This window comes from Aeoliella sp., assembly GCF_965227375.1.
Classification (GTDB): Bacteria; Planctomycetota; Planctomycetia; order Pirellulales; family Lacipirellulaceae; genus Aeoliella.
In genome coordinates this window covers 910,843-924,270 of sequence record NZ_CBDDFX010000002.1, presented here as the reverse complement: position 1 = coordinate 924,270, position 13,428 = coordinate 910,843, and the positions used below count along the sequence as shown (strand labels likewise).

Here is a 13,428-nt window from a genome sequence, read left to right as displayed (position 1 = left end):
AACAGGCCATGCCGATCGAATTCACTTGTCCGTCGTGCGGAAAGGCATACCGGGTCAAGGACGAATTGGCCGGCCGCTCGGCCACTTGCAAGTGCGGCGAGCGTCTATCGATACCCGAGCTGTTAGAAGACAACGCCTTGGCACCGGACTCGCCGCCGTTGGTGTCGATGCCAGAGACTTTTGTCCTGGCCGAAGACAATCCATACTTGAATCCGGATCGATTCCGCGGCCGGCCACTCCACGTCCGCCTGGCGGTTGGTTCGCTGGCCATCGCGGCGTTGCTGTTGGCTACCGTGCTGGGCCTCGATCCGTTCGATTGGCTAGATAAGCCGAAATCGGCGCCGCAAGTGGTGCAAGAAGTTCCACCTCCGTTCAAGCGATCGCTGCAAGAGCAACGTGGTGGCTTTTTTACCGAACTAACACCACACAGCTTCACTCCCACGGGGCCGGCTACTGATCCCCCGCGAGATGTCATGCGGAAGGTATACTACGAGTCTCCTGCCGGCGAACTGGTTGCCTACCTTACTCCTCCACCGCGCAACGAGCAACGCCTGCCGGCCATCGTCTGGGTTCACAATGGCTATGGTGGGATTCAACCTTGGCTGTGGAAATCGATGGCTCCACAGGACGACCGGACGGTGAAGTCCTTTCTGGATAAAGACATGGTGGTCATGTGCCCTTCGTTGCGAAGCGAAAACGACAACCCGGGTAAGTTCGAGTTCCTGTTCGGTGAGGTCGAAGATTTAATAGCAGCCGGCAACTACGTGGCAAGTATTCCCTACGTGGATCCAACGCGTGTTTACGTCGCGGGACTCAGCGAAGGCGGCACGCTTGCGATGCTGGCCGCCGCGAGCGACAGCCCGTTCCGTGCTGCATTCGTGTTTGGAGGCGATACGGATTTCGAAGCACGAGTGAGATCCGGCAATTACAAAGAACTTCCTTTCGACCGCAATCGGCTCGAAGAAGTGGAACTTCGCGCGCCAGAAAACTTTGCGTTGGCGATCCGTATACCGACGTTCTATTTCGATGGCAGCGACTCGATTCACGCTGAATCCGCCCAGCGAGTGGCACGCAGGGCGCGTGCCGATGGTGCGCCACTGCACGCTGCCATTATCGACGGAGGTAACCGCTACGACATTCTACGACCGCTGAAGGATTTCATTGCCGATGCGATTCTGGAGGATACTGGCGAGGCATGCACGATTTCCGTTACGCCGGAACAAGCAAACCATATCTACTCAGATTACTGGCAGGGATACAAGCAGCGTGAGCAGCGGTTTCTGGAGCAACTACCGCCTGTTGAACCTACCCCGATCGCCGCACTAAAGTTGGCCGAAAGCCTGGAGGAGCAAAATGTACGCGACGGCGCCGCCGGCATCATGCTCAGGTATGAAAACGGCGACCTCGAGGGATTCCGCTGTGGATTAATCGAGAACCCATCCGCGTACGAGTCGTTCGTCGTGAGATTTGAACTTCTACTATGAACCCACCGCCAGTCGACCTGCGGCGAATCAGATACTGGACTGGAACGAAGAGGAAGGTTTCACGAATTCGGACCAGGAGTTTACGGACTGGTGAACGCGCCCTCAACGTCGCTCAGAATGCCTTACTCTTTCTCACGCACAAAGTGCCCGAAGCCGGTGTTCATCTGGCGGACGCGCTGTGTGCCGCGCCAGAGGACGTCGGTTTCGCGGCCGTCCTGGTCGTCGCGGTCGTGCAGCACCACGGTGCCTTGCACGCTGTGCCAGTCGCGGCCTTGGATTTCCTTCACTAGATTCAGCGGAATGGAGAACTCGACATCGTAGCCTTCGTCGGTACGCTTGGCGGCCGCCTTCACACCACCGTAGTCGCGGCCGTTGCGCATCCGCTTGGCGGTGACCTTGGTGTTGCCGTTCTCGTCCGGCGCGGTGGCGACGATCGACAACCCGGTCCGCACGTACTGCGAATCGCGGGTGCGAACACCGAACCGGCGGGGGTCGACCAGCAACTCAACCTCGTCGCCTTCGATCACGCGATCGTCGGTCACGCGGGCGGCGACGTACATGCGATCGCCCACCTGCCGCGCGAAGAACTCGGCCGAGCAGTCGCCAGGACCCTGCCACGCCAGGCGGTCGCCCAGCAGCAGCGGCTTGTCGGGCGTCGCGTTGGTACGCACGTCGGGCCACTCTTCGATCACGCCGTCCAGCTCGGGCATGCTGGCCAGCGATGGCAGCGAGAACCGCCGATCGATAACCACCGGCACGGTGATTTCCGAACGCAGAGGGTTGTCGGCCGTCGAACGCATCTTGGCGGTGAGCGTCGTGCGCGCGAGCGCCGCAAACTCGACCGGCTTGGTGAACTCGACGCGGATCCGCTTCTCCACCGATTCGCCGGGGCCGGCTTCCAGCTCGAGCTGCATGGGATCGACCGTCAGCCCGCGAAGCGGCATGCCATCGATCTCGCCGGCCATGGCCACCGGCTCGTCGAAGCGGTTGTGCAGCCGAATGGTGATCTCGCCTTGGGAGAAAGCCTCCGACTCGGCGCCTTCGATCAGGATCGGTTCCACTTCGAGGCTCGCTCCGCGCAGGAACTTGTTGAAGCGAGCGATGCTCTCTTCGGTCACCACATCGGGTCGCAGGATGCCGTCGAGTCGCAGGTTCGCCACGTGCGGGCCGTCGGCCTCCATGGTAAGCCACGTGATGTGGTCGAACTCACCGTAGTCGTTACCTCGCAGGCCAGAGCCGCCACCGGTGGTGGCCAGCGAGTAGTACTGCTGGTCGTTGCGCTGGTACTGCACGTAGTGATGCACGTGGCCAGCGAACACCGTGTGAGGGCGATCGACCAGCAGCGACTCAACGCGTTTCCAGTTGGTGCTGTCGGCGTTGCCCGCGGCCAGGTCCCTCTCGGCGTACACCCACAGCGGCTTGTGCAGGAACACCAGCGTCCACCGCGCGTCGGCGTGCTCGGCCAGGTCCTGCTCGAGCCAGTTGAGCTGCTCGTCGCCGAGGTGCTCCACCGGATCTTCGCTCAGCAGGCAGACAAAGTGGACGTCCTTGTAGTCGAACGAGTACCACTCGCGGCCGAAGTGCTCCCGCCAGATGGTGTGCATCATGGGGTTGGTGACGTCGTGGTTGCCGGCGACGAAGAAGAACCGCATCTCCATCTTGTCGATGAAGCCGAGGAACTCGTCCCACTGCGCTTCCACTTCCTTGCGATTCTGCGAGTAACCTTCAATCAGATCGCCCACCGACACCACGAACTCAGGCCGCAGCAGGTTAAGCTTCTGCACTGCGTCCATCCACACGCCGGGACGATGCCCACCGGTGCGGTCGGTCATGACTGCGATCTGAAATCGCTGCGGGTCGTTGAGCACCGGCTTGTCCGACCACGGTTTTGGGCCTTCGATCTCCGGCAGCACGACCGCGGGAGGCAACTGCACACCGGCACGTGTGGAGCTGGGCGTCGCATCGCCCGAGTCCTCATGCCCAGGATGGGCGTGGACCGTCGAATACAACAAGGCAATGCAGCAGGCAGCCAGCGCAGCAATACGCATCAAGATTCTCCCGAGAACCAGGTGAGGTGGGCGTGTTGGAAGGATTGTACACCAGGAACGCGCCGCGGTGCGCAAAGATTCGGTGAAGGCTCAGCCTTCCACGATGTGGGCGCCGGGTGCGGGGCGGGTGGTGAACAGCGTGGGTTCGATGTCCAGCGTCGTTTGGTAGGTCTGGGCAATGCGGGTGGCGACATCCTCCACGGCGTCCGACTCGACGAGCGTCACCGTGCAGCCTCCGAAACCAGCGCCGGTGAGCCGCGAACCGATCACTCCGCCGCCGGAACCGATCTGGTGGGCAGTGTCGACCAGCAGGTTGAGTTCCTCGCAGCTCACTTCGTAGTCGTCGCGGAGCGAGTCGTGGCTGGCGTACATCAACTCGCCCGCCAGCGCCCAGTTGTTGGACTCCAGCGCGCTTGCCATTTCCTGCACGCGGCCGATTTCGGAGATCACATGGCGAGCGCGGCGGTTGACGACTTCTTCCAGTTGGTCCGACATCTTGTCGAGCATCGCCATTGTGGCGTCGCGCAGCGCCGGAACTCCCAACTGCTTGGCAGCCGTTTCGCATTGGCCGCGACGAAGCGGATAGGCGCTGGAAGCCAGTTCGCGTTTCACGTTGGAGTTGATGATCAGTACCGTGACATCGGGATTGGTGAACGGGACCTGCTTGGTTTCTAGCGAACGGCAATCGAGCTGCATCAGGCGGTCGGCCTCGCAGACCGCGGAGCTGAACTGGTCCATGATGCCGCAAGGCATGCCGACGTGGATGTTCTCGGCCCGTTGGCAGAGCTTGGCCTTCTCCGGACCAGAAATCGACTTGCCCGTGGCCGCTTCAACCATCGTGGCGGTCGCCACTTCCAGCGCGGCGCTGCTGGAGAGCCCGCCGCCCAGCGGAACATTGGCGTGCACCGTGGCCCGCAGCGGACCAGCGGCGTACCCGGCGTCGGACATCTCTTTGAGCACGCCATGGATGTACTGTCCCCAGCGAGGCAATTCCTCGGCCGATTCCGCGCCGACGGAAATGGTGCACTCGTCGTCCATCGCATCGCTGTAAACCTGCAGCGTGTCGCCCTCGCCATCGGCCGGGCCGGCTGCGATCACAACAAATCGCTCAATGGCCATCGGCATCACGAAGCCATCGTTGTAGTCGACGTGCTCACCAATCAGATTCACCCGGCCTGGCGCCATAACCACCCATTTGGGTGGCTCGCCGTACCGCTGGGAGAAGGTTTGCTTGGCCGTTTCGACCATGACTTCAAGGGGAACAGTCGGCAGCATGAGGGGCTCGGAGAAGTGATTTACGGTGAGGGACGTTCGGCGAAGGGGTCGCTTTGCGAAATGGAGATTCCCAATCTACCCAGTGCAAGCATTTCTCTCTAGCGGCGAGGCCCATGGTAGCGGCATGCGGCACGTTTTCCCGGCGTCTTACATGCCAAAAGCGGCTTGCCGCACATGAACGTTTTGCACGTTTTTGGGGTTGCAGGCGGGCCGGAACTGGATATGATTTCATTGCGTGAACGATTTGAACGTTTTGAACGCTTCCACAGAATGGTGAATCAGTCATGTCTAGCGCCAAGCAGCGGTTGGAAAGTCTCCGGCAACACCCGATCTCGTTCATCGCCAGCCAGCGATTCAACGATGAGGACCTCGCCCTCGAGGAGCCCCTCGTCACGGAGGTAGAGCAAGGTCGCGAACGCATCACGTCCGAAGGAGGAGAAGGCCTACCACCTCACCTGCGGCGGATGTGCTCGACCCCGCTCTTGTCGAACCAACAAGAGCAAGAGTTCTTCCTCCGCATGAACTACTGCAAGTACCACGCCGCGGCCATCCTGGCGAGCGCCAACTCCAATCGCCCCTCGAGAGCGAAGCTCGACGAGGCGGAAGAGTACCTTGAGCGAGCCAACCGCTTGCGCAACTACTTGCTGAAAGCTAACACTCGGCTGGTGGTGTCGATCGCCCGCAAGTTCACGGACACCAAGAACTCGTTCGACGACCTCCTGAGCGCGGGGCTGACATCGCTGGTGCGTGCGGTGGAGAAGTTCGACTGCGACCGCGGCTTCCGGTTCAGCACCTACGCCACGTGCGCGGTGCGACGCGACTTAAGTCGGCTGGTGAACAATCGCCGCCGCGACTCCCAACGCTTCGCCGCCACACCGAGCGAGGTGTTGGAGAGTGTGGTCGAAGAAGAGTTTCAACATCCGGGCCAAGCCGTTCAGCGGTGGCAAAAGCTCAGCCAGGTGCTGGGCCACATGATGGAAGGTCTCGACGATCGCGAGAAGCGCATCATCCGCGCCCGATTCGGATTCGACGAAGTCGAAGGCAAGACGTCGTTCAGCCAACTCGGCAAGCGAATGGGCATCTCCAAAGAACGAGTTCGACAGTTGGCCAACCGTGCCATGGATAAACTCCGCGAGCATGAAGCGTTCGAGCAGTTGCAAGCGTTTAGCTAAAATAGCGATTGCTGGGTAACCGATTGCTGTGAATAGCGTTCCAAGTACCCCTTCACCTTCAGCTTGCGGGCGGTATTGTCGCTACTCATGTACCGTATCTTGCCGAAAATGTCTCGTTCAGGTCCCCACGCCCGATCGTAACGACCTAGCACCCAGAAGATGCCGCTGTAACTGTTCGGATTTCGACCATCGAGGGCGTACTTGTTGTTCAGCTCGATCATCACCTGCAATGCGACTTCGGGCGTAGCGGTCCATTCGAGGATCTTCTTGCCCCACAACATCCGCAGGTAGTTGTGAATTCGTCCCTCGACCAGCAACTGACGCTGGGCGGCGTTCCACAGTTGGTCGTGCGTCTCGGCACGTTCGAATTCTTCCAGCGAGTAAACGTGCTCACGGGCGTCGCTGGCGTGGTCGGCCAGTGTTTCCCTGGCCCAGTCGGGCAGGCTGCTGTATCGCGTGTAGTCCGCTTGGTGGGCGCACATGTTGTAGCCCAACTCCCGCCAGGTGATCAGCTCGTCGAGGAATCCCTCGGCCGATTCGCTCAGGTTCCACCATCCAGAGCGAGCCCCTTTGGCCTTCGTCGCCACGTCGTCCGGCTTCCACTTCAGCTTCGCAGCCAACTCCGCAAACACCTGGTGCACCGACAGATGCCCAAAGTGCAGATAGGGCGAGAAGCCGCTCGTGGCGTCCTTCTCCGGCTGGTTTCGATCGTCGCCATACTGTTCGAGCTTGTCGGCGAGGAACTCCTGCAAGCACGCTTGCGCAGCACGCTCGCCGCCAATGGTCGAACGGACAACCGGCACTCGATGGTCGATGGGCAGCTCGGCAAGTCCCGTGGGATCGTCGGCAAGCGATTGCACATCGGCGATCGGCCACTTATCGGTGATCTTCTTGGGCACCTTGTCGAGCTGGGGTAGCTTCAGATCCGTGAATGGGTCTGGCTGCGGTAGATGACCGAAGTGGTTGGGCAACTCCTTCTGCAGGTAGCGACGCAGGTCGTATGCGCGGGCGAACACCTTGTCGGTCGCTCGCATCGGCAGCAGGCCGTTGGAATCGACCATCTCGAAACGAACATCGACCTTCCGGGCGGCGATCTGCTGCATCCGCGGCAGGAAGAAGCAGGGGAAGTCGTCGCTCACCACCAGGCAGGCTTGCGACGCCAGGGCAGCGAGCAGCCCGCTACCGTCGCCAGGCGAGCGTTCGAGGTACGGGTAGTACAACGCGGGGCGATCTTCGAGGGCCTCGGCGTTATCCCGCATGCCGGAGACGACGAACCAGTGCAGGCGGTCGCTGGCCCATTTGTAATCGCACCGCAGCGCTTCGAGCACCACCAGCGGCTTGTTCAAATCGGCTGCCCACTCGGCCGCTCGCTGCAGCGAGTAGTTCCAATGCGTCCGCCGAAACGCCACCATCCAATACAGGACAAAGTCGCCATCTTCGCGGACCTGTTTGTCGTTCAGAGTGCGAACGCGCAGCTCTGGTACAGTGCGGTCTTCGAAAGCCGAGTCGGGGTACTTGGGCATCGTTTTACAGGGCGGGGAAAGAAGAGCCACTCAACACTTGCAGCCTAAAGGATTCGGCAACAAAAAACAGGCCGGGCCGACGCACTTGCGTCAGCCCGACCCGCAGGGGGAAGCAAACGGTCTATCGCTGCGTGCTATTCACCATGGCGAGCCAACGCTGCGGCCTTCGCACGGGCGGCCGCCACAGGGCAGGGCGAGGCGGTCGCGGAGACGTGCTTAGTGTCGGACGCATGGCTGCTGGAAGACTGCTGGTTGTTGTCCGAGGGGAGCAACACCTTGTCAATCACATGGATTACGCCGTTCGACGCATCGATGTCGGTCTTGAGCAGCTTGGCGTCGTTAACCATGGCCGACTCACCCTCGACAGCGATGGTCACCTCGCCGCCTTGGAGCGTCTTCGCATCGCCAGCCTTCAAAGCGTCGGTGCTGTATACCCGTCCGGGCACCACGTGGTAGGTGAGGATGGCCTTCAGCTTATCCTTGTTTTCGGGCTTCAGCAGGCTTTTGACGGTGTCGGCGGGCAGGGCGGCGAAGGCATCGTCGGTGGGAGCAAATACGGTCAACTCGTCGTCGCCAGAAAGAGCTTCTACCAACCCAGCAGCTTTCGCAGCAGCCAGCAGCGTCGAGAAGGCCTCGGCATCAGAGGCTACTTCGGGAAGTGAACGCGACTCCGGGAGGATGACCGCGTCGATGACGTGGATCACTCCATTATCGCACTGGATGTCGGTTTTCACGACGGTCGCCCCGTCGATCATCACCTTGCCGTCTTTCACAGCCACATCCACACGCTGACCGTTAGCGGTCGTGGCGCCGGTGACTTTGGTTACTTGGTCGCTGGTCACCTTGCCAGGAACCACATGGTACAGCAACACGCCAGCCAGCTGCTTTTTCGCTTCTGGCTTCAGCAGTGCTTCGAGTGTCTCTTTCGGAATAGCAGCGAAAGCTTCGTCAGTGGGAGCGAACACGGTGAAGGGACCTTCGCCCTGCAAGGTTTCAACAAGGTCGGCCGCCTTCACGGCGGTTACCAGCGTATTGAATTGACCGGCGCTTACGGCGGTTTCGACAATATCGGCTGCAGGAACCGTTGCGGCGGGCAACAGCAGCACTCCTGTGAGCGCGGCTAGCGCGAAATGGGACTTCATCTTCGGGAACATGACCAAGACTCCTTGGATCGAGGGATACTGTGCGGAGGGACTGCAATTGTGCAGTGGCAGTACAAAACGTCTGGCCAGACGGAACTCTGCGACAAGCGTTCGTTGCTTGCGTCTGTAGTTCTTTAGGCACCGTGGTCGATAGTGGCAACCACGTGCGAGAAAAAAGCGGGGCGATCCGCAGGATCAGATCTCTTCCTCGCCGGCGCGACGTTGGCGGGCGAAGCGGAGTTGGCGACGGGAGACGCAGATAAGCCCCCAGACAGTCATAGCGCCGCCGCCGAACAGCATGGTGTAGAGGGCCCCCTGGTGGTGCACATTCTCGGGGGTCAGCACGTCGAACAGAGGGACTAGCAAGGCGAGGCCGAGGTTGCCGTTGCGCATGGAGACTTCGACGCCTAGCGTGAAGCCATCCGCCCGCGGGTAGCGGAGCCACTGCGAGAGCCCATAAGTGATCATGTGTGCGGAGACCACGAATAGCAGGATCACGCCGGGGGTGCGCCAGCCGTACTGCAGTATCTGTATCTGCCCTCCACCCAACGCTCCCACCCACACGCCCACCAGGGCGATCGTGCTTCCCCACACAGCCAGCTTGGCAAAGTGATGCCGCTGCTGATGCCAAAAGTGGCCAATCGCCATGCCGGCCGCCAGTGGCATGAGCAGCAGCACCAAGATGCTGTAGACCGTTTTGTCGCGCGGCATGGTGAAGTGCTCGGGCAGCGCTTTGGAGGCGAACAGATCCAGCACGATCGGCGTGACGACCAGACAGATCAAGGTCGACGCGCAGGTGGCGGTAACAGAGAGCGGAACGTTGCCACGCCCAAGAAACGTGATGATGTTCGACAGCGTCCCGCTGGGCAGGGCCGCTAACAGCACCAGGCCTATGCCGATCGTCGGATCGATCGGCATGACCCGCGCCAGCAGCACGGCAAAGATCGGCATGAGCAAAAATTGCAGCGCGAGCACCATCGCAATATCGCCCGGCCGCCGAAAGACCGCACGAAACTGGCCGACGGTGGTATTGGCCCCCATGCCGAGCATCGCGAGCACCAATTGCGCGTTGTAGAACGACTGCGAGTGCTCGCGGTAGAAGTCGAGAAACGATTGCATAAGAGATTCTAATTCCGTCTTCTACCGGCGACAGGTCGCGGGAGGTCGCGGTCTGGTTAACACGTGCTTACTTCTTGGCGTACGGCTCCAAGGCGATGGGTATTCCTTGCTTGAAGTCGACCTTCGGCACGTAGCCGAGTTCGCGTTTGGCTTTTTCGATCGAGTACTCGAGGTTCAGCGCCATGAACTTGTAACGCGGCTTGGTCACTCGCGGCGGAGTGGTCTTGCCAATCATGCGGGCGATGGCGGCCATCGGTTTGATGGCTCTCTTCGCCAGCCAGCAGGGCACTCGGCGAGGCATACTAGCTCCGATCGCATCGCACACGGTGCCGATGTACTCGTTGCGATCCACCAGTCGCTCGTCGCGGATGTTGTAAATCTGACCAATCGCTTCGGGCTTCTCGACCGCCAGCATCACGGCATCGGCCAGGTTGCCCACGTACAGGTTGTCGAGCACCTTACAGCCATCGCCGATCATCATCATGGTTCCCGCCTGCAATGTCTCGACCACGCGCGGCAGCACGTGACGATCGCCCTCGCCGTACATGAAACCTGGGCGAATCATCACCACTGGCAGTTTATGTTCGTCGATGTACCGCTGGCAAATCAACTCGGCCTGAGCCTTGGTCGTCGTGTAGCCATCGTAGCCCACGTAATCGGGCGGCACGGTTTCGTCCTCACCGAAGTGATCGCCCCAGCGGTAGACGCCCAGCGAGCTGATGTGCACGAAGCGATCGAGCGAGGGATTGCGCTCGTGCACGGCCTTCAGCAGGGTCTCCACGGCATCCTGGTTGATGGCCTTGTACTCTTCGAACGCTCCCCAGTCGCCCACCATGCCGGCGGTGTGGACGATGACGTCGACCCCTTCGACCAGCGGCGGCACGGTGTCGGCCTTGGTCAAGTCGGCGGTGATGAATTCGCAGTCCAGGTTCTCGATGGGTGTCGTGTCGTGCCCTGGCTGCACCAGTGCTCTGATTCGGTAACCGCACTCCACCGCACGACGAACAACATGGCGTCCAACCATGCCAGTTGAACCAGTGACGAGCATCCTTTTGTCGGACATCCAAGTACCTTCAAGCTGTGGAATGCGAAAACTGGGGAATTTGAGTTATCCGGGCGGAGCCATCCGCCGTAGCTTGCCGATGTTTACCAGCACACCGCGCTGTGTGTGGATGTACCGAGTATCGACCGTCGACGCGGTGCGTTTACATGCCTTTTTAGGCGGAAAAAACGGGTCCCCGCCCGCCGCTTGATTTTGGAGAAGGCGCAAACGCGGAACCAACTATAATAAAACCAGCCTAATCGGCCAATCTTAACTAAGTGCTCCACTTTAATGGGGTGTCGCGCATGATGATTCCACGCATCGCTGCCACGGATCGCGAACGGTTCCTGGAGGAGTTTTATCACGCCGAGCAGCCGGTGGTTCTTACCGGCGCCGTGCAGACCCCGGCGACGGCCGAGGAGGTTTGCGAAAAGCTCAACACTCGCATCGTGGAGGACGAGACGGCGTCGCAACGCCTGCTGTGGTACGACGTGCGGCGCGACCTGTTGGATACGATCTGCTCGACACCGGCGATCGTCGACGAGATGATGAATCCCGATGAGGCGTTCCTGCGCGAGAATTGCGTCCGCATCTGGTTCAACCCCGGCGGGCACATCACGCCATGGCATTACGATGGGCACTCGCTGCACGTATTCAATCTGCAGCTCAAGGGCCTGAAGCGGTGGACCATCGTGGCGCCGGAGACCCCGTTCTCCTGCACGCCGTTTTCGCACACGGTGATCAAGAAGCAACCTTCACTCGACGGCAAGCGAGTGTACGAGTTCGACCTCGACGAGGGCGACATGCTGTTCCTACCGCGGTACTGGTACCACTACGTCGAGTCGCACGGCCAGATGAACATCAACGTCAATTGGGTGCTAATGCCAATCGTCCATGCGGTACCAACGCCCACCGCGACGCGCGAGGCGGAGATGATGTGGCTGAAGTCGCGGCTCGACCCGATGCTTCCCGCCGGTGCGAAGCAGACGCTGCACACCTACGCGGGCGTGGGCAAACCGGCGGTCGACAAGCTCACCGAGAACGTCACCACAGCCGCTGGCCTGGCGCGGTTCGGCAAGGAACTGGCGCGCGTGCCGCTCTGGTCGATCGCGCTACCCGCCCACATCATGAAGCTGCAGGCGCTGCTCCGAACCAAGCGCCTGTTGCGGAACCTGCGCGGTAAGCCGATCAGCGAAGCAGCAGCCCCCGAGCACGCTCGGGTGGCGAATTACTGAGTTAGTCGGCCAGCCGCTTCACTGAGACGTTACGGAACTCGACCGGATCGTTATGCCCGGCGAAGCCGAAGAAGCCGCTTTCGCGCGACAAGCCTGGATGTTCGCTGTTATCCATGAACTCCTTCACCTCGCTCAGGTCAGCGTCGAGGATCACGGTTCCGTTGAGTTCGACCTTCAGGCGGCTGCCATCCACGGTGACCTCTTGGAAGTTCCACTCGCCGGTGGGACGCAGATAGCCGCGCTTGGCAGCCACCATTCCGTAGGCGGAGCCGTGGTATTGGCGGTCGTCGAGGTTGGCGTACTTGGGATGCTCGCTATCGAGCACCTGCAGTTCGCACATGCCATTGTAGGCTACGTTGCCGCTGCCGGGCGAGCGAATGGCCAGGCCGTTGTTGCCGCCGGGCGGCAGGCGGAATTCCAACCGGGCGACAAAGTTGCGTAGCTCGGGCTCGGCCAATAGCAGCCCGCCATGTCCCTCCTTGCAGCGGATGACGCCGTCGGTCACTTCGTAGTGGTCCACCGCTCCGTGCCAACCTTTGAGATCCTGGCCATTGAACAGCGGCTCGAACGCCTGGGCGTGGTAGTCGCTCAAGACTTGGTTGGCTTCGTCGGCGGGAATCTCCCGCATCGCGATGTTCCGCCAGCGAATTTCGCCGCCATGCGTCTGTAGTTGAATGGGCCCCGAGCGGCGAAGCGGCTCGCCGCGTCGCCAGAAGTTCTCCATCGTGGCGTTGTCGACTACCAGCATGTCGTTGAGCCACACCGTGGTCCGCGCGCCGACCTGTCGGATGCGGAAGCGGTTCCACTCGCCGAACGGGCGGTCGGCTAGCACGAAGGGATCCTTACCACGAGCGCCTGGCGAGTTGTTCCACAGTCCGCCGCTGCCCAGATCGCTGCCGAGGTTGAACTTCGCTGGTTCGGTGTAGTCCCAAATCTGCACCTGCGGCGTTGCCCGCAGGTAGATGCCGCTGTCGGCGCGGGGCACGGTCTGGTAGTCGACGACTAGTTCAATGTCACCATACTGCTTGTCGGTCGTCAGAAACACGCCATGCCCATCGTTCACCAGTTCGCCGTCTTCGACGGTCCAATGCTTCTCGGCATCGGCATTCCACTCGGCCAGCTTCTTCTCGCGCTCGGCCTGGTCCATCTCGTCCCACTGCTTGGGATCGAAGTGAGGCATCCCATGCCAGCCCTCCAGGTTCTCGCCGTTAAATAGCGGAGTGAATCCGTCTGGTATATCGCTGGCGAAAGCCAGAGCAGGAAGACAGATAGAGCAGGCAACGAACGTCACGCGGAGGATGCAAGCTGGCATTGGAGGCGGGTCCCGGAGGGCAGAGTCGTGGTTCGGAGGAACGGCAGGATGCTGCCGAGTTTAATTCACCCGGCCC

The 13,428-nt window shown here is 60.9% G+C and carries 10 protein-coding genes; 3 read left to right on the top strand and 7 right to left on the bottom strand.

Annotation, left to right across the window (positions count from 1 at the left end; genetic code table 11):
• The first annotated feature begins 8 nt into the window (after positions 1–8).
• Positions 9–1,484 carry a prolyl oligopeptidase family serine peptidase gene (locus ACQK2L_RS16790; RefSeq protein WP_425398183.1) on the top strand — a complete coding sequence of 492 codons (1,476 nt, stop codon included), beginning with the start codon at positions 9–11 and terminating at the stop codon, positions 1,482–1,484.
• A 122-nt stretch (positions 1,485–1,606) separates the two neighbouring features.
• Here the strand turns inward: ACQK2L_RS16790 and ACQK2L_RS16785 are convergent, their stop codons facing one another.
• Both ACQK2L_RS16785 and galK read right to left on the bottom strand, forming a co-directional pair.
• Positions 1,607–3,532, bottom strand: coding sequence for a metallophosphoesterase (locus ACQK2L_RS16785; RefSeq protein WP_425398182.1), 1,926 nt, complete (start codon positions 3,530–3,532; stop codon positions 1,607–1,609).
• 90 nt (positions 3,533–3,622) lie between these two features.
• The gene (gene galK, locus ACQK2L_RS16780; RefSeq protein ID WP_425398181.1) at positions 3,623–4,807 is read right to left on the bottom strand and encodes a galactokinase; all 1,185 of its coding nucleotides are present in this window, start codon (positions 4,805–4,807) and stop codon (positions 3,623–3,625) included.
• Between the two features lie 284 nt (positions 4,808–5,091).
• Between galK and ACQK2L_RS16775 the strand changes: the two genes are divergently transcribed.
• Positions 5,092–5,979 carry a sigma-70 family RNA polymerase sigma factor gene (locus ACQK2L_RS16775; RefSeq protein WP_425398180.1) on the top strand — a complete coding sequence of 296 codons (888 nt, stop codon included), beginning with the start codon at positions 5,092–5,094 and terminating at the stop codon, positions 5,977–5,979.
• On the opposite strand, the gene ACQK2L_RS16770 is transcribed toward ACQK2L_RS16775, so the two are convergent.
• From ACQK2L_RS16770 to ACQK2L_RS16755, 4 genes are all read right to left on the bottom strand, one after another.
• Positions 5,976–7,502, bottom strand: a complete 1,527-nt coding sequence (locus ACQK2L_RS16770) for a deoxyribodipyrimidine photolyase (RefSeq protein WP_425398179.1) — start codon at positions 7,500–7,502, stop codon at positions 5,976–5,978. The two genes, ACQK2L_RS16775 and ACQK2L_RS16770, sit on opposite strands and share 4 nt — an antisense overlap.
• Positions 7,503–7,636: 134 nt before the next feature.
• Positions 7,637–8,656 carry a fasciclin domain-containing protein gene (locus tag ACQK2L_RS16765; protein ID WP_425398178.1) on the bottom strand — a complete coding sequence of 340 codons (1,020 nt, stop codon included), beginning with the start codon at positions 8,654–8,656 and terminating at the stop codon, positions 7,637–7,639.
• A 183-nt stretch (positions 8,657–8,839) separates the two neighbouring features.
• Positions 8,840–9,763 (bottom strand): bile acid:sodium symporter family protein, encoded by a 924-nt coding sequence (locus tag ACQK2L_RS16760; RefSeq protein ID WP_425398177.1) that lies wholly within the window; start codon positions 9,761–9,763, stop codon positions 8,840–8,842.
• Positions 9,764–9,830: 67 nt separating this feature from the next.
• The gene (locus tag ACQK2L_RS16755; protein WP_425398176.1) at positions 9,831–10,826 is read right to left on the bottom strand and encodes an NAD-dependent epimerase/dehydratase family protein; all 996 of its coding nucleotides are present in this window, start codon (positions 10,824–10,826) and stop codon (positions 9,831–9,833) included.
• A 284-nt stretch (positions 10,827–11,110) separates the two neighbouring features.
• Here ACQK2L_RS16755 and ACQK2L_RS16750 point away from each other — a divergent pair, with 284 nt between their 5' ends.
• Entirely contained in the window at positions 11,111–12,040 is a 930-nt protein-coding gene (locus ACQK2L_RS16750) for a cupin-like domain-containing protein (protein ID WP_425398175.1), read from the top strand.
• 1 nt (position 12,041) lies between these two features.
• On the opposite strand, the gene ACQK2L_RS16745 is transcribed toward ACQK2L_RS16750, so the two are convergent.
• The gene (locus tag ACQK2L_RS16745) at positions 12,042–13,352 is read right to left on the bottom strand and encodes a 3-keto-disaccharide hydrolase (RefSeq protein ID WP_425398174.1); all 1,311 of its coding nucleotides are present in this window, start codon (positions 13,350–13,352) and stop codon (positions 12,042–12,044) included.
• Positions 13,353–13,428: the final 76 nt, after the last annotated feature.

Coding starts and splice junctions, on each gene's coding strand:
- ACQK2L_RS16775 (WP_425398180.1), top strand. CDS start 5,092: ATGTCTAGCGCCAAGCAGCGGTTGGAAAGTCTCCGGCAACACCCGATC.
- ACQK2L_RS16770 (WP_425398179.1), bottom strand. CDS start 7,502: ATGCCCAAGTACCCCGACTCGGCTTTCGAAGACCGCACTGTACCAGAG.
- ACQK2L_RS16745 (WP_425398174.1), bottom strand. CDS start 13,352: ATGCCAGCTTGCATCCTCCGCGTGACGTTCGTTGCCTGCTCTATCTGT.
- ACQK2L_RS16790 (WP_425398183.1), top strand. CDS start 9: ATGCCGATCGAATTCACTTGTCCGTCGTGCGGAAAGGCATACCGGGTC.
- ACQK2L_RS16755 (WP_425398176.1), bottom strand. CDS start 10,826: ATGTCCGACAAAAGGATGCTCGTCACTGGTTCAACTGGCATGGTTGGA.
- galK (WP_425398181.1), bottom strand. CDS start 4,807: ATGCTGCCGACTGTTCCCCTTGAAGTCATGGTCGAAACGGCCAAGCAA.
- ACQK2L_RS16760 (WP_425398177.1), bottom strand. CDS start 9,763: ATGCAATCGTTTCTCGACTTCTACCGCGAGCACTCGCAGTCGTTCTAC.
- ACQK2L_RS16785 (WP_425398182.1), bottom strand. CDS start 3,532: ATGCGTATTGCTGCGCTGGCTGCCTGCTGCATTGCCTTGTTGTATTCG.
- ACQK2L_RS16750 (WP_425398175.1), top strand. CDS start 11,111: ATGATGATTCCACGCATCGCTGCCACGGATCGCGAACGGTTCCTGGAG.
- ACQK2L_RS16765 (WP_425398178.1), bottom strand. CDS start 8,656: ATGTTCCCGAAGATGAAGTCCCATTTCGCGCTAGCCGCGCTCACAGGA.